Below are 18,017 nucleotides of genomic sequence, written 5' to 3' on the forward strand. Positions count from 1 at the left end.
AGCCCGCGCCGAGCGCCGGATTCACGTTCCCGCGAACCGTCGCACGCAACCGGAATGGGGGAGCGCACATTTCGAGTGGACAACGGCCCGTAAGTGCCCGGTACATTCGGCATGGCTTTGCAGTACAACCCGAATCACTTGACGAGGGGATACCGCACGGTGACGGCTGGATTACGTGCGCTCCGGCGCCGCATACTGACCCCCGCGTCCTCCAGCACCAGTCTGGAAGTGCGCGGATTCCGCAGGAAGAACGCGACGGCACAGGAACTGCTCGAAACCATCGGGCACACCTTCCTCGAAGGATACGGGCAGATCGTCGAGGCACCCGATCAGCGCACCGCGGAGTCGCAACTGGACCGCATTCCACGGCAGTTCCGGGGTTTCGCCTATGAGGGCGCGGCCATGGCCTGCTCCGTCCTGGACGCGCTGCCCGGCAGCAAGGGGCAACGCCTGAGCGGGCTGCTGGCCGGACGCGGCGCCGCCCACGCGTACATGGCCTACGTGGGGCTCGGCTGGGCCATGGCCCGGCTGCCCCGGATGCTGCGCCCGGACACGTCGGGCGCGGACCCGCTCCTGAGATGGCTCGTCCTCGACGGATACGGCTTCCACCAGGCGTACTTCCACACCGACCGCTATGTCCACCGGCACCACCGCGACCCGAGACTGGCGTGGCCGCGGGACCCCGCCTCGTACGCGCACCGCGCGGTGGACCAGGGGATCGGCCGGGCACTGTGGTTCGTCGGCGGCACCGACGTCGACGCGGTCCTCGCCCTGGTCGGCGGCTTCCCCCCGGCGCGACGGGGTGACCTGTTCGGTGGGGTCGGCCTGGCCGCGACCTACGCGGGCGGCGCCGACGCGGACGAGCTGACCCGCCTGCGGGAGAGCGCGGGGGAGTACCGGCCGCAGCTGCTGCAGGGCTCGGCGTTCGCCGCCGAGGCGCGGGAGCGGGCCGGTCTGACGGTGGAGCACACCGAACTCGCCACCGAGGTGCTGTGCGGCCTGGACGCCCAGGGCGCGGCCCGTGTCTGCCGGGAACTGCGGCCCACCGAGCCCGACCGCGTGGACATGCCCGCGTACGAGACATGGCGGCAGCGCATAGCCGGAGCACTCGTTTCCGAAGGAGGGTCCTAGCCCCGTGACGACCACGCGATCCAGGCTCTATCCCAAGCTCCCGGGAATCATCGCCGTCCTGCTCATGGCGGTCACCTACGTGGTGGTCCGCCCGGCGTCACCGTCCGCCGCGCAGACGGCCGAGCTGGCGGACTCCTTCGCGTTCACCCCCAAGACCATCGCCATGCCCGCCGGTTTCGACCAGCAGGAGATCCGCCGGGTCAACAAGGACTACCAGCACATCGAGGCGTGGATCTCCTCGGTGGGCGCCGGGATCGCCATGAACGACGTCGACGGCGACGGCCTCGACAACGACCTGTGCGTCACGGACCCCCGGATCGACCAGGTCGTCATGACGCCCGTGCCCGACGAACGGGGCGACCGCTACGCGCCGTTCGCCCTCGACCCCGCCCCGCTGCCCATGGACGACAAGATGGCCCCGATGGGCTGTGTCGCCGGTGACTTCAACGAGGACGGGCGCATCGACCTCCTCGTCTACTACTGGGGGCGCACCCCGGTCGTCTTCCAGGCCAGGACCGGCCAGGACACCATGACCGCCGCCGCCTTCGAGCCCGTCGAACTGGTCGCCGACGTCGGGCGGGCGCGGTACACGGGCCCCCGGTGGCACAGCAACGCGGTGACCGTCGCGGACTTCGACGGCGACGGCCACGAGGACGTCTTCATCGGCAACTACTTCCCCGACAGCCCCGTCCTCGACCCCTCCGTGCGGGGCGGCGTGGTCATGAACGACTCGCTGTCCAACGCCCTCAACGGCGGCGAGGACCACATCCTGCGGTGGACCGCGAAGGGATTCGTGCGCGCCGAGAACGTCATGCCCCGTGACATGCGCGTCGGCTGGACGCTGGGCGCCGCCGCCACGGACCTCGACGGCGACCACCTGCCCGAGCTGTACGTCGCCCACGACTTCGGGACCTCGCGCATGCTGCACAACAGGTCGAAGCCCGGCGAGATCAGGTTCGCCGAGGTGAAGGGCGCGCACAGCCCGCTGGTCCCCAAGTCCAAGCGCGTCGGCGCCAGTTCCTTCAAGGGCATGGGGATCGACTTCGGGGACCTCGACCAGGACGGTCTCTTCGACATGTTCGTCTCCAACATCACCACCTCGTTCGGGCTGCAGGAGAGCAACTTCGCCTTCCTGAGCACCGCCGACGGCGTGGACGACGTGCGCGCCCGGATGAGCAGGGGCGAAGCGCCGTACGTGGACCGCAGCGCTCCCCTCGGTCTCGCCTGGTCGGGCTGGGGCTGGGACGTGAAGATGGGCGACTTCGACAACGACAGCCGACTGGAGATCACCCAGGCCACCGGCTTCGTCAAGGGCCGCAACAACCGATGGGCCCAGCTCCAGGAACTGGCCACCGCCAACGACGGGCTGGTCGCCGACCCCTACTGGTGGCCCCACGTCAGGAAGGGCGACGACCTGGCCGGTGACCAGACCATGCGGTTCTTCGCCCGAACCCCGGACGGAAGCTACGCCAACCTGTCCGACCGGCTCGGCCTGGCCGTGCCCGTCCCCACCCGCGGCCTCGCCGTCGGGGACGCGAACGGGGACGGCAGGCTCGACCTGGCGGTGGCACGGCAGTGGGGCGAGCCCGCCTTCTACCAGAACGACAGCCCCGCCACCGGCGACTTCCTGGGCCTGAAACTGACCCACCCCTCCGGATCACCGGTCGTCGACGCCCAGGTGACCGTGACCCTGGCCGACGGCACCCGGCGGATCAGCCGGGTCGACGGGGGCGGCGGACACTCCGGCAAGCGCAGCCACGAGGTGCACATCGGTCTCGGCGAGCAGGGCGACACGCCCGTACAGGTACGGCTGAAGTGGCGCGACCGCTCCGGCCAGACCCACGAGAAGGAGCTGAGGCTGGCCCCCGGCCGGCACGCGCTGGAGCTTTCCTCCGACGTCAAGGAGAAGTGACGGAGATGACCGAGGCCCCCCTCGCACCCCGACGGCACGACCCGAAGATCGTCACGGCGCTGCGCCGCTTCGCCATCTCGATCACGATCCTCAACATCGCCGGCTACACCCTGCTCGGATTCGAACAGCCCTGGCTGTGGCCCTTGATCGCGGTCGTCGTCGGCTACGCCGTCGAGACGGTCCTGGAGTACGTCGGCGCCAAGGTCGAGGGACGCGGACCGCGCTACGCCGGGGGCGGGGCGAAAGGCGTCCTGGAGTTCCTCTACCCCAGCCACATCACCGCCCTCGCCGTCAACATGCTGCTCTACGTCAACGACCGGCTGTGGGTGATGGTCTTCGGCGTCGTCGTCGCGGTCGCCACCAAATGGGTCCTGCGCGCACCCGTACGCGGCAGGCAACGCCACTTCATGAACCCGTCGAACTTCGGCATCGCGGTGGTGCTGCTGCTGTTCCCCTGGGCCAGCATCGCCCCTCCGTACCAGTTCACGGAGTACGTCGACGGCCCCGTCGACTGGATCATCCCCGCGGTGATCGTCGTCCTGGGCACCATGATCAACGCGAAGCTCACCGGACGGATGTGGCTGATCGGGGGGCTGCTGAGCGTCTTCGTCGTCCAGGCCGTGCTCCGGGGAGTGCTCTTCGACACCGCGATCCCGCCCGCCCTGGGCATGATGACCGGCGTCGCCTTCGTCCTGTTCACGAACTACATGGTCACCGACCCCGGCACCACGCCGTCACGGCCCGTCGCCCAGTTCGCCTTCGGCGGCGGCGTCGCCCTCACGTACGGCGTCCTCACCGCCGCGGGCATCGCGTACGGACTGTTCTTCGCCACCGCCGTGGTCTGCCTGGTCCGAGGCTGCTACCTCTGGCTGGTGCACCTGCGCGCCGCCGAGGAGACGGCGGGCCCGGCGCGGACACCGGCCGCCAGTGCCGAGGACGCCTCCTCCGAGACCGGGAAGGAACCGGTGGCGGCATGACCCGCGTGGCGATCGTCGGCATGGCCTGCCGCTTCCCCGACGCGGCGAGCCCCCGCGAACTGTGGGAGAACGCGGTCGCCGGCCGACGTGCCTTCCGCCGCATCCCCGACGTACGGATGCGCCTGGAGGACTACTGGGACCCCGACCCGACCGCCCCCGACCGGTTCTACGCGCGTACGGCCGCCGTACTGGAAGGCTACGCCTTCGACCGCGTCGCCCACCGGATCTCCGGCAGCACCTACCGCTCCACCGACCTCACGCACTGGCTCGCCCTGGAGACCGCCGGCCGCGCCCTGGCCGACGCCGGGTTCCCCGAGGGCGGCGGACTGCCACGGGCCCGTACCGGTGTCGTCGTCGGCAACACCCTCACCGGCGAGTTCACCCGGGCGGCCGGAATGCGCCTGCGCTGGCCGTACGTCCGCCGGGTGCTCGCGGCGGCGCTGCGCGGCCAGGGCTGGGACGACGACCGGCTCGCCGCCTTCCTCGACGGCGTGGAGAAGTCCTACAAACAGCCCTTCCCCGCCATCGACGAGGACTCGCTCGCGGGCGCCCTGTCGAACACCATCGCGGGCCGCGTCTGCAACCACTTCGGGCTGGGCGGCGGCGGCTACAGCGTCGACGGCGCCTGCTCCTCCTCCCTGCTGTCGGTCACCACCGCCGCGGGCTCCGTGCTCAACGGAGACCTCGACGTCGCGGTCGCCGGTGGTGTCGACCTGTCCATCGACCCGTTCGAGATCATCGGGTTCGCCAAGACCGGCGCCCTCGCCCGCTCCGAGATGCGCGTGTACGACCGGGGCTCCAACGGGTTCTGGCCCGGCGAGGGCTGCGGCATGGTCGTGCTGATGCGCGAGGAGGACGCCCGCGCGGCCGGCCTGCGCGTCTACACGACGATCGCGGGCTGGGGCATCTCCTCGGACGGCCAGGGGAGCATCACCCGCCCCGAGCCGGGCGGCTACCGGCTCGCCCTGGCACGGGCCTACGAACGGGCCGGGTTCGGGATCGAGACGGTGCCGTTCTTCGAGGGACACGGCACCGGCACCCCGGTGGGCGACGCCAACGAACTCGGCGCGCTCACCGAGGCCCGCGCGGCGGCCGACCCCCACGCGCCGACCGCCGCCATCGGCTCGGTCAAGGCCATGATCGGACACACCAAGGCCGCCGCCGGGATCGCCGGCCTCATCAAGGCCGTGATGGCCGTCGACACGGGCCTGCTGCCCCCCACCATCGGCTGCGTCGAACCGCACGAAGCACTCAGCGGCCCCGGAGCGAGACTCCGCACGCTGCGCACCGCCGAGCCGTGGCCACGGGACATGCCGCTGCGCGCCGGGATCACCGCGATGGGCTTCGGCGGCATCAACACCCATGTCGTCCTCGACAAGGAGACGCCCCCGCGCCACCGGCCGCCCAGCCGGCGCCACCTGGCCCTGGCCGGTTCCCTCCAGGACTGCGAACTGCTGCTCCTGGACGGTGACTCACCGGCCGCGCTGCGGGACCGCCTGACGCGGGTGGCCGGTCTCGTACCCCGGCTCTCCTACGCCCAACTCGCCGACCTGGCCCACACGCTCCAGCGCGATCTGCGGGAACTTCCCTGGCGCGCCGCCGTGGTGGTGTCCTCCCCGGACGACGCGGAACGACGGCTGCGACAGCTGACCGACGCGCTGGAGCGGGACGCGGGCCCGCTGGTCGCGTTCGACGAGCGGGCGTTCGCCGGACGCGCGGGAGACGAGGGCGGGCGCATCGGCTTCCTCTTCCCCGGCCAGGGTTCCGGCCGGGGCACCGACGGCGGCGCGCTCCGCCGCCGCTTCGCCCAGGCCGCCGACGTCTACGAGCGGGCCGGGCCGCCCACCGACGGCGACCCGGTGGCGACCGACGTGGCCCAGCCGAGGATCGTCACCGCGACCGCCGCCGGACTGCGCGTCCTGGACTGGCTCGGTGTGGAGGCCGAGGTGTCGCTCGGACACAGCCTGGGGGAACTCTCCGCCCTGCACTGGGCGGGAGCCCTCGACGAGGCGGGCCTCTCGGAGGCGGCCCGGGTGCGCGGCGCGGCCATGGCCGCGCACGCCGAGCCGGGCGGTGCCATGGCCTCCCTGTCGGCTGCCCCCGAGCGGGTGCGGGGGCTCACGGACGGCCTCGACGTGGTCGTCGCCGGATACAACGGTCCCGAGCGGACGGTCGTCGCCGGGCGGGACGAGGCCGTGGTCGCCCTGCTGGAACGGGCGGCCCGAGCGGGCGTCGGAGGTACGCGGCTGGCCGTGTCGCACGCCTTCCACTCCCCGCTGGTCGCACCCGCCGCCGACGTGTTCGGGAGCTGGCTGGCCGACACCCGGTTCGGGCCGGTGCGGGGCAGGGTGCTGTCCACCGTGACCGGGCGTGAGCTGGCCGAGGACACCGACGTGTGCAAGCTGCTGCACCGCCAGATCACCGATCCGGTGCTCTTCGCCCCGGCGGTGGAGGCGGCGGCCCGGGACGTCGACCTGTTCGTCGAGGTCGGTCCCGGCCGGGTGCTCTCCACGCTCGCCACCGGGGCGACCGGCGTGCCGTCCGTCGCGCTGGACACGGACGAGGAATCCCTGCGCGGCCTGCTCCGGGTCGTCGGGGCCGCGTACGTGATCGGCGCTCCGCTGATGCACGAGCGGCTGTTCGCGGACCGGCTCACCCGGCCCCTGGACCTCGACGCCGAGTTCGACTTCCTGGCGAGCCCCTGCGAGAACGTCGCGCCGGACGGGCTGTCGGCGCTCCCGTCGCTCCCGTCGCCGGGACCGTGGGCCGACCGGCAGGGCGGCCCCGCGCGGTCGGCCGGGAGCGAGGAGCCGCCCGTCGGCGGGGACGCGCGCGCCACCGGGGACGGCGGGACGGCCGGGAGCGACGGCGAACCGGAGGACGGCGAGCGTCGGAAGGACGCGAAGCCGGCCGTGGAGGTGCTGCGCGAGCTGGTGGCGGAGCGGGCCGAACTCCCATGGGACCTGGTGCGGGACGACTGCAGTCTCCTGGACGACCTGCACATGAGCTCCATCACCGTGGGGCAGATCGTCAACCAGGCGGCCACCCGCCTCGGTCTGGACACGGCCCACGCCCCGGCCAACTTCGCCACCGCCACCCTCGCCGAACTCGGCGCGGCCCTGGAGTCCTTGGCGGAGACCCACCGGGACGGCGGTACGGTCACGACGCCTGCCGTCCTCGGCGCGGCCCCCTGGGTGCGGGCCTTCGCCGTGGACCTGGACGAGGAGCCGCCGCCACCGGTCCGGGCCGAACCCGAGGACGGCGCCTGGGAGGTGTTCGCGGAGGACACCCACCCGTTCGCCGAGGCGCTGCGCAGCGCCCTGGAGAGCGCCCGGGTGGGGCCCGGCGTCCTCGTGTGCCTTCCGCCGCGATGCCCCCGTGACCGGCTGGCACTGGTCCTCGACGGCGCGCGCGGGGCACTCAAGGGCGCCGGACGCCGGTTCGTCCTGGTCCAGGAAGGACTCGGCGCGGCCGCTCTCGCCAAGTCCCTGCACCTGGAGGCCCCTCAGCTGCGGACGACCGTCGTGGACACCCCGGCCGGGGACGGAGTCGTCGGCCGGGTCGTCGCCGAGGTGGCGGCGACCACCCGGTTCACGGAGGCGCGCTACGACGCGGCCGGGACCCGCAGGACACCCGTACTGCGTGCGCTGCCGGTACGCGGCGAGCGCGCCGACGAGGTGCTGGACCCCTCCGACGTCCTCCTGGTGACCGGGGGCGGCAAGGGGATCACCGCCGAGTGCGCCCTTGAGGTGGCCGCCCGGAGCGGGGCCGCGGTGGCGGTCGTGGGCCGGTCCGATCCCGCCCTGGACACCGACCTCGCCGCGAACCTGCGGCGGATGGCGGACCGGGGCGTCCGCGTGCGGTACGCCCGCGCCGACGTCACCGACCCGGAGCGGGTCCGTACGGCGGTCGCCGAACTCACCGCCGCACTCGGCCCCGTCACGGCCGTGCTGCACGGCGCCGGTCGCAACGAACCGGCCGCACTGGCCGACCTGACCATGGCGGACTTCGACCGCACCCTCGCGCCGAAGGTCGACGGGCTGCGCGCCGTCCTCGCGGCGGTCGACCCGGGCGCCCTGAGACTGCTGGTCTGCTTCGGCAGCGTCATCGGCCGTTCCGGACTGCGCGGCGAGGCCCACTACGCCACCGCCAACGAGCGGCTCGCCGATCTCGCCGAGCGGTTCGCCGACGCGTCGCCGCACTGCCGCGTGCGCTGCGTGGAGTGGTCGGTGTGGTCCGGCGTCGGCATGGGCGAGAAGCTGTCCGTCGTCGAGTCCCTGGCCCGCGAGGGCATCACCCCGATCTCCCCGGAACAGGGCGTGGCGGTGCTGCTGCGCCTGATCGCGGACCCCGACGCCCCGCCGGTCGCCGTCGTCACCGGCCGTACGGGAGAGGTCGACACGCTGCGCCGGGAGCGGCCACCGCTGCCCCTGCACCGGTTCACCACCGCACCCCTGGTCCGCTACCACGGGGTCGAACTGGTCACGGAGGCCGAGCTGAACGTGGGCACCGACCCCTACCTCGGTGACCACCTCCTCGACGGCAACCTGCTGCTGCCCGCCGTGATCGGCATGGAGGCGATGTGCCAGGTGGCGGCCGCGGCCACCGGGTGGGGCGGTGTCCCGGTCCTGGAGGACGTACGGTTCCCGCGACCGGTGGTGGTGCCGCCCGACGGCACGGCCCGGGTGCGCATCGCCGCCACCGTCACGGGCCCGGACACGGTGGAGGCCGTCCTGCGTGCCGAGGAGTCCGGATTCGTCGCCGAGCACTTCCGGGCACGGCTGGTGTTCTCCGGCGCGCCGGTGCCCGAAGGGCCGCCCGTGCCGTGCGGGCCGGGCCTCGGGGACGTACTGCTGGACCCGGCGGCGGACCTCTACGGCGACGTGCTCTTCCAGGGCGACCGCTTCCGGCGACTGCGCCGCTTCCACCGAGTCTCGGCACGCCACGTGGACGCGGACCTGGCGGTCGCCGGAGCGACGGAGTGGTTCGCGGCCTACCTCCCGGGCGGGCTGCTGCTGGCCGATCCCGGGATGCGGGACGCGCTGATGCACGGCAACCAGGTGTGCGTACCGGACGCCACCCTGCTGCCGTCCGGCATCGACCGGCTGTACCCGCTCGCCGCGGGCCCGGACGTGCCCGAGGAGGTCCGCTACGCGGCGGTCGAGCGGGAACGCGAGGGCGACACGTACGTCTACGACGTCGCCGCCCGCGCTCCCGACGGCCGTGTCGTGGAACGGTGGGAGGGGCTGCGTCTGACGGCGGTCCGCAAGGGCGTCCGCGGCGGTCCGTGGGCCGCGCCCCTGCTCGCGTCCCACCTGGAACGGACCGTCGAGGAGCTGACCGGGCGGCGGGCGGCCGTCGCACTGGAACCGGACGTGGGACAGGCGCCGGGCGAGGTGTCGGCGGAGGGCGAGGGGCGGCGTGCGGCGACGGCGCGGGCCGCGGGCCGCGCGCTGGGCGCACCCACCGTCGTCACCTACCGGCCGGACGGGCGGCCCGAGCTTCCCGGAGGCCGGGCCGTGTCCGCCTCGCACACGGCCGGATGGACGCTGTGCGCGGTGGCCGACGCCGCCGCCGTGGGCTGCGACATCGAACGCGTCGTGGCCCGGCCGACAGCCGAGTGGGAGGGGCTCCTGGGCGCGCACGCGCCACTGGCCGCGACGGCCGCCGAGGAGACGGGGGACGGCTACGACACCGCGGCCACCGCCGTGTGGGGCGCCCTGGAATGCCTGCAGAAGGCCGGTCTGACCACGCACGCCCCGCTGTCCCTGACACCGCGCACCGTCGAGGACTGGACGGTGTTCGCCTCGGGAGGACTGCGCGTCGCGACCCTGGCGACCCGGCTCAAGGGCGTGGCGGACCCGGTGGTGATCGCGGTCCTGGTCACGGGGGAGCCGGGCTCGTGACAGCCGCCCCACGCCCCCGCTTCCCGCCCCGCCCGCGCGGTCGGCCGCGCCCCGCCCCGGATCGGAGGACCGTGTCCATGGCAGACCATTTCGAGTACCGGCATGTCGTCGGCTTCGAGGAGACCAACCTCGTCGGGAACGTCTACTACGTCAACTACCTCAGCTGGCAGGGGAGATGCCGTGAGATGTTCCTGAGGGCCCACGCGCCGGAGGTGCTGGCCGACGTCCTCGGGGACCTCAAGCTGTTCACGCTCAAGGTCGACTGCGAGTTCTTCGCCGAGATCGGCGCGTTCGACGAACTGTCCATCAGGATGCGGCTGACCGAACTCCGGCAGACCCAGCTGGAGTTCACCTTCGACTATGTCCGGCTCGACCCGGCGGGACCCGAACGGCTGGTCGCCCGGGGCAGACAGCGGGTCGCGTGCATGAGGGGGCCCAACACGGCCACGGTCCCGACTCCCGTGCCCGAGTCCCTGGTCCGGGCGCTGGAGCCGTACGCTCCACCGGCCCTCGTACGGCCCCGGTGGAGCGCGTGACCGGCCCGCGCGAGGCCGCCCTCCCGTCGCCGGTGCGCCGGGACGCGGACGGGAGGGAACTGCGGCGCGCGTTCGCGGAGTTCGCCACCGGGGTCACCGTGGTGACGGTGGGCGGGCCCTCTCCGCGCGGAATGACGGCGAACTCCTTCACCTCCGTGTCCGTCGACCCGCCGCTGCTGCTCGTCTGCGTCCACAACGACGCCGTCATGCGGCGGACGCTCCGCCCCGCGCGCCACTTCGGGGTATCGGTGCTCAGCGCCTCCCAGGAGGCCGTGGCGCGGTGCTTCGCCGACGATTCCCGCCCCGCCGGCCTGCCGCAGTTCGACGCGGTGGGCTGGACCCCGGGGGCCACCACCTCGGTGCCTCTGATCGACGGTGCGCTGGCCCGCTTCGAATGCGAGAAGTGGCGCGTGTACGACGGTGGCGATCACGCGATCGTCGTCGGCGCGGTGCTCGACTGGCACCGACGGCCGGTGGCGGATGCCGGGCCCACGGCGCCGGGGAAGGCCGAGGGTGCTCTGCTGTTCTTCCGGGGCCGGTTCGGGGAGCAGGGTCAGCGGCCGACGGTGCCGCCGCCCCGGTGAAGCGAGGTCCGGGGCGGTCCGCGCCGTGCGTCGGCCGGGGGTCGTGCACCGGCCGGGGGCCGGGCGCGGCCGTCAGCCGGACACCGGGCAGGGACGGAGGGCGGCCCGGTCCGCCCGGTGCAAGCGGATCACGACCGGCTCCAGCGGGCGGTCCGCCGAGGCGCTGATCGGCCCGAAGCCGCCGACCACCGGTGTGGGACCGGCCCGACGCCCTCCGTGGGCCTCCTGTGCCACGGAGCGCGCCAGTACGTGCCAGCTCCCCGTCGGCACATCGTCGAGGACGAAGGCCCCGGGGCGGGGCAGCACCGTGCAGCGCACCGGGTGCCCCTGCGGAAAGGGGCCGGGGAAGAGCCCCACGAAGACGAAACCGGAGCGGTCCGTGGCGGGCGCCTGCACGTGCCCGTGCAGCGGCGTCGGTGTCGGCGCGGGCGGGTCGCCGACGTCCTGCCCACGGTCCGCCGCCGTGAGGCCGTCCGCCGAGTGGAGCCGCCGGTACGCGGACGGGGTGATGCCCGTACAGGCCTTGAAGCACGAGCTGAAGGTCCCCACGCTGCTGTACCCGATGGTGTGGCTGATCTCCGCCACGTTGAGCCGGGAATCCGAGAGCAGCCGCTTCGCCTCCTCGAAGCGGATGGCTCTGAGGAAACGTCTGGGGGATATCCCCGTCAGGTGGGTGAACTCCCGGGTGAAGTGGAATCTGCTGAATCCGGCTACCTGGGCCATGTCGTCTATGGTCAGGTTCTCCCTGAAGTTGTGGTGCATGTCGGCGATCACGTGAACCACGGCTCGCGTAATTGCAGTCTCCATAACCTCTCCCTCATCAGGAATCGCAGTCGTCGAGGAACTCGGTGCGCGGGCAAAGGAGTTGTGCGAGCGGGCAGGTGTACGGCCGGAGTCCGCCGGTCGCACGGGAGCCGGCGCCGGGTCACGGCCGGTCGGCCGACCCGCCGTCCACGGGCGGGAGAAGAGAGTGAAGGTGTGCTCCTCGGCTCGAAAGAGACGGAGAGTTTCCAGCCGATACCCGTCTCCGCATCGCGGCTCCATCGGCCTGCATCGACGTGATCACTCGAATGCCCCTGACATCGTGACCGGATCTGATCGACGGCGACAGGTCGCCCTCTATTCGTCGGCTGGTTCTGACATGTTCGGTGCCCGTCTCGCCCCGATGCATGTCGTAAATCGGCTGGAAATCACCGTGATGGGAAGGTCCCGAGGGCTCTGTGCCGATGTGTCAGGAGTGACCGATGTGGTGGATGGGGGAGAAGGGGAGGCGAAGCGGACCGCCGGGCTCTTCCGGTCCGACCGACAGCCCGCCCCGCCCCGGTGGTTCGCCCGGCCGAGGCGTTCGAGCCGACGACAGCTCCGCGGGAGAGCGGGACGGAAGCGATCGACGATGTGTGGAGGAGTCCCGAGGAAGGCCCAGCGAACCGGAAGTGGAGCGGAAACGGATCGGAAGGGGACCGACGGTGAGACGTACGCGACCGCCACCCACGTCCGCACGTGCGGCAGTGGCCCGGGCCCGTCTCCCGAGGCGGTCGCCGCCCGCCGACCGTGCCGCGCGCGAGCGCATCCCGGACCTGGCCCAGGGACGGGGACGTGGGGGACGGCGGACGGTCCTCGCGGAGCGGCTGCTCGCGGACCAGGCAGAGGCGGTGGGCGTCTGCGGCACCCTCGGGCGACGCGCCGGGGCGTTCTTCGACGGCGCCCGGGCGGGCGTCGCGGTGCGCCCCGCCACCGATCCGCGTCCGAAGTCCGAAGTCCGAAGTCCGAACGCCTCGGCCGTCAGGGCTTCTGAGCGGCACCGCCTGTCGCGCGCCCCGGCCCGGGGCCCGCACACCACAGGCGAACCGGCCCGCCTCCGTGCGCTCTCGCCCGCCGGGAGGTCTCCTGCCGTCTCGCGCTCCTGCGCCGTGCGGGTCCGCGTTCGGCACGGCCGCCACCTCCACCGCGCCCCGGCCCGCCGGACTTGCCGGACCCGGTCAGGGCCCGCCGAGGGCGCCGCACCGAGCCTGCGGCTCATGTCCTGGAAGAGGGCGTGGGCGTCCGGGCCTCGTTGCGCCGGGGAGGCCGAGGACGACGGCCCCGCCGTCCGTAGGGCTGCCGAACGCTCCCGTGCCGGGACCCGTGAAAGGGCCCGTGCCGGTACCCGCGAACGCTCTCGTGCCGGGACCCGCGAACGCTCCCGTGCCAGTACCCGCGAAAGGGCCCGGCACGGGAGCCGTCACCGAGGCTCGAACCGTGGCAGCGGTTCGAGGGCGTCGTGCCAGGCGCCCGGGAGACCGGCGACGCCCGTACGGGCGGCGATCACCCCGCCCGCGATGGCGCACGTCGTATCGATGTCGCCGTGCCCCGCGACCGTGGACCACAGGCCCTCGTGCAGGTCGTCGAGGTGCCCGGCCGCGCACCACAGGGCGTACGGGACGGTGTCCGGTCCGGACATCCGGTAGCCCGAGCCCAGGACCTCCGCCGCGTGCCGCACCGAGGTGCGGGCGGGCATCCGGGCCGCGATCCGCAGGCCCGACCGCACGTCGCCGTCGGGGAGCCGCGCGGCGACCGCCCGGAGGAAGTCCGGGCGTTCGGGGGCGGGTCCGCCCCGGCTGCGGGTCGCCAGCGCCGCCGCGACCGCGACCGCCACCGCACCGCTGACGGCCTCCGGGTGGTGGTGCGACACCGTGCTCTGGAGTTCGGCCTGTTCGGCGACGACGTCGAGGTCGTCGGCGTGCCAGGCGCCGAGCGGGGCGACGCGCATGGCCGCTCCGTTGCCCCAGGAACCCTGGCCGCCGAACTGTCCGGCCACCACGTCCCGCCACGGCTCGCCCGCCCCGATCCGGCGCAGCACGTCGTGCATCGAGGCCCCGTAACCCCGGTGCGTGTCCTCGGCGTACGCCTCGGCGAACCGCAGGGCGAGCCGGTCCTGGTCGACTGCGCCGCCGCCCTCGGCGAGTTCACGGACGAGGACGACCGCCTGGGCGGTGTCGTCGCTCCACAGCCAGAGTGCCTCCGGCGGAACGACCCGGGCCTCCAGGGCCGCCGTGCCCTCGCGGCGGAGGATCCCGAACCAGCGGTCGCCGAAGGCATCGCCGAAGGCGAGCCCGGACAGCGAATCCAGCGCGGAGGAAGGAAAGTTGATCATCGGAGCAGTATCACCGGACGGTGTCGTCGCCCGCACCCGGAATTCGGCGCTGCCAGATCTCCGGACCCGCCCCCGGCATTCCCTCGTCGGCGGCTTCACGGGACACGCGCGCGCGTGGAGCCGAAGGGCCTGCCCGGCGCACGAGCCGCCCGCCGACCGGGGGCACCCGCGCGCGTGGTGCCGAGCCGCTTCGAGCACGGCGACCGGATCCCGGCGGCGCGGCACCCGCGCGCGCGTGGCGCCGAGACCCCCGGTGATCTCCGCAGGGCTCCCCGCGCTCGTGACGGTCCGACTGCTGCCCCGGGGGCGCGGGGCGCGCCGGCCCTTCCGTGGCACCGGCCGGGCGCACCACCCGTCGTAGCACCCGCCGCGCTCGGAGCCCGGCCGTTCCGCCCCCTCCGGGGCGTAGCCTGGATCCTCACGAGGGAGGAGCCGTCATGGCAGCCGAACGGGACGCCGACCCCGGGCTCTTCGGGCCCCGCTCCGTGACCTGGCAGCTCCACAGCGACCCCGTCATGTGGATCGCGGGCCTACGGGCCCTCTGGCTCCAGGCGCTGCACCCCGTCGCCGTACGCGGTGTCATGATCAACAGTAACTTCCGGCAGGACCCCTGGGGCCGCCTCCTGCGGACCGCGGACTTCGTCGGGACCCTCAGCTACGGGACGACCAGGGCCGCCGAGGCGGCGGGCGCGCGCGTGCGGGGCATCCACCGCAGACTCCGCGTGGACGATCCGGAACTCCTCCTGTGGGTGCACTGCGCCGAGACCGACTCGTACCTCACGGTCGCCCGCCGCTCCGGCATCCCGCTGAGCGACGCCCTCGCCGACCGGTACGTCGACGAGCACCGGACCTCGGCCCGTCTGATCGGCCTCGACCCGGCGGAGGTCCCCGGCTCCGTCGCCGGACTCGCCGCCTACTTCGACGCCGTCCGCCCCTCGCTCGCCGCCGGACCCGACGCCCGGACCGTCGAGGACTTCCTGCGGCGACCGCCCGTCACACCCGTTCTCGTACCGGCGCGCGAAGCGATCTGGCGGCGCGTGACGGCGCTCGCGTACGACACTCTGCCCCCTTACGCCCATGCGCTCTACGGGCGTCCCGCGCCATCCCCGGACCAGGTCACCCACCGGCTCGTCGCCACCGCCAACCTGCTGCGGTGCGTCCCGGCCCGGCTGCGCTGGCGGCTGCCGCCCCGGCACATCCCGCGCGCCATGGACCGGCTCGGCCACGACACCCGGCCCGACCCTTACGCGTACCCCGCCCCGTACCCACTGTCAGCACCGGCGTCCATACTGGAGGGGCCGGGGAAGGCATAGGAAATCGACGGGGGCGACAGCACACGATGGGGGAATCCAGACTCATTCAGGGCCGGTACCGCCTGCACGAGGTCATCGGCCGAGGGGGCATGGGCGAGGTGTGGCGCGCCACCGACGAGGCACTCGGGCGCGGTGTCGCCGTCAAGTGCCTCAAGCCGCTCGGACCGCAGCAGGACCCGCAGGTCTTCACCGTGGTCCGCGAACGGTTCCGGCGCGAGGCCCGGGTGGCCGCCGCGCTCCAGCACCGGGGCATCACCGTGGTCCACGACTTCGGCGAGTACGACGGGGTGCTCTTCCTCGTCATGGAACTGCTCGAAGGACGCAACCTGAGCCAGCTCCTCGCCGCCAACGAGCAGGAGCCGCTGCCCGTCCACGACCTCGTCGAGATCGCCGACCAGGTCGCCGACGCCCTCGCGTACACCCACGGCCACGGGATCGTGCACCGCGACCTGAAGCCCGCGAACATCATGCGGCTCAAGGACGGGACGGTGAAGATCTGCGACTTCGGGATCGCCCGCCTCGGCGCCGACATGGGCTTCACGTCCAAGCTCACCGGCACCGGCATCGCCATGGGCACCCCCCACTACATGTCACCCGAGCAGATCGGCGGCGGCGAGATCGACCACCGCAGCGACCTCTACTCGCTCGGCTGCGTCCTGTACGAACTGGCCACCGGCGTCCCGCCGTTCGACCTGGGCGACTCCTGGGCGATCCTCATCGGACACCGGGACACCGTGCCCCGTCCACCGCGCGCGCACCGCGCCGAACTCCCCGACTACTTCGACCGCATGGTCGTCGACCTGCTCGCCAAGGTGCCCGAGGAGCGCCCCGCCGACGCGGGCGACCTGCGCCGCCGCATCGGGACGGGCCGGGTCCCGCAGACGCCCTTCCCGCCCACCGTCGTCCCGGGCCCCGGACCGGCGCCCGCCGCGCCGCCCGGGTGGGTCCGGGGGATGACCGGCGGCCACCGGCCCGCCGCCGCGCCCCGCCCGGTCGCCCACGACCCCGCCGCCGCGGTCCTCACCACGGAGTGGACCACCGCGACCCGGCCCACCACCCCCGTCGACGCGCCCGCCACCGGCCGGACCACCGTCCCCGGACCGGGCGCGCCCCGCGGCCCCCACGCCACCGCGCCCGCCCGGGCGTCCGCCGTGCCGGGAGCGGAGCCCGGACCGGCGCGGCCCCCGGCCGCCCCCTCCGCCGAACTGATCGCCGTCCTCGCCGGGCGGTACCGGGCGGGCATGGGCCTCGGGCGGCTCGGCCGCTGGGCCGAGGCCGAGGCCGTGCACCGTTCCGTCGCCGAGCACCGTACGGGTGTCCTGGGCGACGACCACCCCGACACCCTGGCCAGCCACTACGAGGTCGGCTTCGCCCTCGCCCGGCTCGACCGGCCCGCCGACGCCCTGCGCGTCTTCGACCGGGTCGCCGCCGCCCGCGCCCGCGTCCTGGGCGACGACCACCCCGACACGCTCGCCGCCCGGCAGGAACGGGCGTACGCGCTGGGCCGCCTCGGCCGCCACCCCGAGGCGTACGACGGCTATCTCGCGGTGCTCGCCGCCCGCGAGCGGACGGTGGGCCCCGACCACCCCGACACCCTGCGCTGCCGCCACAACCTGGCGTTCACGCTCGGCCGCCTCGGCCGTCTCGAAGAGTCGTACCGTACGGCCCAGGAGGTCGCGGAGGCCCGCGCCCTGCTGCTCGGCGAGGACCACCCCGACACCCTGCTCACCCGGCACGAGGTGGCGTACGCCCTCGGACGGCTCGGGCGCGGCCGGGAGGCCCTCGCCGAGTACAGCGCCCTGGCCGCCGCGCGCGCCGCCGCCCTGGGGCCCGACCATCCGGACACCCTCGCCGCCCGCTACGAGACCGGTGTCCACCTCGGGCGCCTGGGCCAGGCGGCCGACGCCCTCGACGTCTGCCGCGACCTCGTCGCCGCCCGTACGCGCGCCCAGGGCGCCGACGGGCCGGAGACCCTGCGCGCCCGCCACGCCCTCGCCGTCAACCTCGGCAGGCTCGGCCGGTGGGCGGAAGCACTCCACGAGTCCCGGGGCGTCCGCGCCGACCGGGCGCGGGTCCTGGGACCCGATCACCCGGACACCCTGCTGAGCCGACGCGAGACGGCCGTCGCCCTCGGGCGCCTCGGCCGTGAGGAGGAGGCCCTGGAGGCGTACCGTGCCATCGCCGCCGCCCGCACCCGGGTCCTCGGCGCGGCCCATCCCGACACCCTCGCCGCCCTGGACGACGAGGCCCACTGCCTGGAGCGCCTCGACCGCCCCGCCGAAGCCGCCGCCCTCCATCTGAGAGCGGCCATGCCGACCGAGCCCTGAGCGCCGACGAGCCCCGAGCGCCGACGCCCCGGCGACCCCGCCCGCCAGGTGACGGGGGCCGTCCCCGCCGCCTCGGCGGGGGTCGCCCCGACGCTCTGCTGACGCGGGCCTCGAACCCTGGCCTTCCGCCCCCGGCCGGGGCCGCCCTTCAGGGCGCGGGGGAGCCGGAAGCCCTCTGTCGCACAAGCCCACGCCGGT

10 protein-coding genes are annotated in these 18,017 nt (G+C 73.9%); 8 read left to right on the forward strand and 2 right to left on the reverse strand.

Going from position 1 to position 18,017, the window contains the following annotated elements; genetic code table 11:
* Positions 1-159: 159 nt before the first annotated feature.
* From ACIRQY_RS20095 to ACIRQY_RS20120, 6 genes are all read left to right on the forward strand, one after another.
* Positions 160-1,131 (forward strand): DUF1702 family protein, encoded by a 972-nt coding sequence (locus ACIRQY_RS20095; RefSeq protein ID WP_403927460.1) that lies wholly within the window; start codon positions 160-162, stop codon positions 1,129-1,131.
* A gap of 64 nt (positions 1,132-1,195) precedes the next feature.
* Positions 1,196-3,043, forward strand: a complete 1,848-nt coding sequence (locus ACIRQY_RS20100; RefSeq protein WP_403927718.1) for a CRTAC1 family protein — start codon at positions 1,196-1,198, stop codon at positions 3,041-3,043.
* The gene (locus ACIRQY_RS20105; protein ID WP_403927463.1) at positions 3,040-4,020 is read left to right on the forward strand and encodes an enediyne biosynthesis protein; all 981 of its coding nucleotides are present in this window, start codon (positions 3,040-3,042) and stop codon (positions 4,018-4,020) included. The genes ACIRQY_RS20100 and ACIRQY_RS20105 overlap by 4 nt, the downstream gene beginning before the upstream one ends.
* Positions 4,017-9,926, forward strand: coding sequence for an SDR family NAD(P)-dependent oxidoreductase (locus ACIRQY_RS20110; RefSeq protein WP_403927466.1), 5,910 nt, complete (start codon positions 4,017-4,019; stop codon positions 9,924-9,926). Before ACIRQY_RS20105 ends, ACIRQY_RS20110 begins: the two co-directional genes overlap by 4 nt.
* Positions 9,927-10,003: 77 nt before the next feature.
* Positions 10,004-10,462 carry an acyl-CoA thioesterase gene (locus ACIRQY_RS20115; RefSeq protein WP_403927469.1) on the forward strand — a complete coding sequence of 153 codons (459 nt, stop codon included), beginning with the start codon at positions 10,004-10,006 and terminating at the stop codon, positions 10,460-10,462.
* On the forward strand, positions 10,459-11,046 hold the full coding sequence (locus ACIRQY_RS20120; RefSeq protein WP_403927471.1) for a flavin reductase family protein: 588 nt from the start codon (positions 10,459-10,461) through the stop codon (positions 11,044-11,046). Before ACIRQY_RS20115 ends, ACIRQY_RS20120 begins: the two co-directional genes overlap by 4 nt.
* A gap of 72 nt (positions 11,047-11,118) precedes the next feature.
* On the opposite strand, the gene ACIRQY_RS20125 is transcribed toward ACIRQY_RS20120, so the two are convergent.
* Both ACIRQY_RS20125 and ACIRQY_RS20130 read right to left on the reverse strand, forming a co-directional pair.
* Complete coding sequence (locus ACIRQY_RS20125) at positions 11,119-11,853, reverse strand: helix-turn-helix transcriptional regulator (RefSeq protein ID WP_403927473.1); 735 nt, start codon at positions 11,851-11,853, stop codon at positions 11,119-11,121.
* Between the two features lie 1,414 nt (positions 11,854-13,267).
* On the reverse strand, positions 13,268-14,179 hold the full coding sequence (locus tag ACIRQY_RS20130) for an ADP-ribosylglycohydrolase family protein (RefSeq protein WP_403927476.1): 912 nt from the start codon (positions 14,177-14,179) through the stop codon (positions 13,268-13,270).
* 437 nt (positions 14,180-14,616) lie between these two features.
* Between ACIRQY_RS20130 and ACIRQY_RS20135 the strand changes: the two genes are divergently transcribed.
* Complete coding sequence (locus ACIRQY_RS20135) at positions 14,617-15,492, forward strand: oxygenase MpaB family protein (RefSeq protein ID WP_403927479.1); 876 nt, start codon at positions 14,617-14,619, stop codon at positions 15,490-15,492.
* A 26-nt stretch (positions 15,493-15,518) separates the two neighbouring features.
* The gene (locus tag ACIRQY_RS20140) at positions 15,519-17,819 is read left to right on the forward strand and encodes a tetratricopeptide repeat protein (RefSeq protein ID WP_403927482.1); all 2,301 of its coding nucleotides are present in this window, start codon (positions 15,519-15,521) and stop codon (positions 17,817-17,819) included.
* The last annotated feature ends 198 nt before the right edge of the window (positions 17,820-18,017 follow it).

The organism is Streptomyces sp. NPDC101490 (assembly GCF_044767145.1).
GTDB lineage: Bacteria > Actinomycetota > Actinomycetes > Streptomycetales > Streptomycetaceae > Streptomyces.

Coding starts and splice junctions, on each gene's coding strand:
- ACIRQY_RS20115 (WP_403927469.1), top strand. CDS start 10,004: ATGGCAGACCATTTCGAGTACCGGCATGTCGTCGGCTTCGAGGAGACC.
- ACIRQY_RS20140 (WP_403927482.1), top strand. CDS start 15,519: ATGGGGGAATCCAGACTCATTCAGGGCCGGTACCGCCTGCACGAGGTC.
- ACIRQY_RS20100 (WP_403927718.1), top strand. CDS start 1,196: ATGGCGGTCACCTACGTGGTGGTCCGCCCGGCGTCACCGTCCGCCGCG.
- ACIRQY_RS20125 (WP_403927473.1), bottom strand. CDS start 11,853: ATGGAGACTGCAATTACGCGAGCCGTGGTTCACGTGATCGCCGACATG.
- ACIRQY_RS20110 (WP_403927466.1), top strand. CDS start 4,017: ATGACCCGCGTGGCGATCGTCGGCATGGCCTGCCGCTTCCCCGACGCG.
- ACIRQY_RS20130 (WP_403927476.1), bottom strand. CDS start 14,179: ATGATCAACTTTCCTTCCTCCGCGCTGGATTCGCTGTCCGGGCTCGCC.
- ACIRQY_RS20135 (WP_403927479.1), top strand. CDS start 14,617: ATGGCAGCCGAACGGGACGCCGACCCCGGGCTCTTCGGGCCCCGCTCC.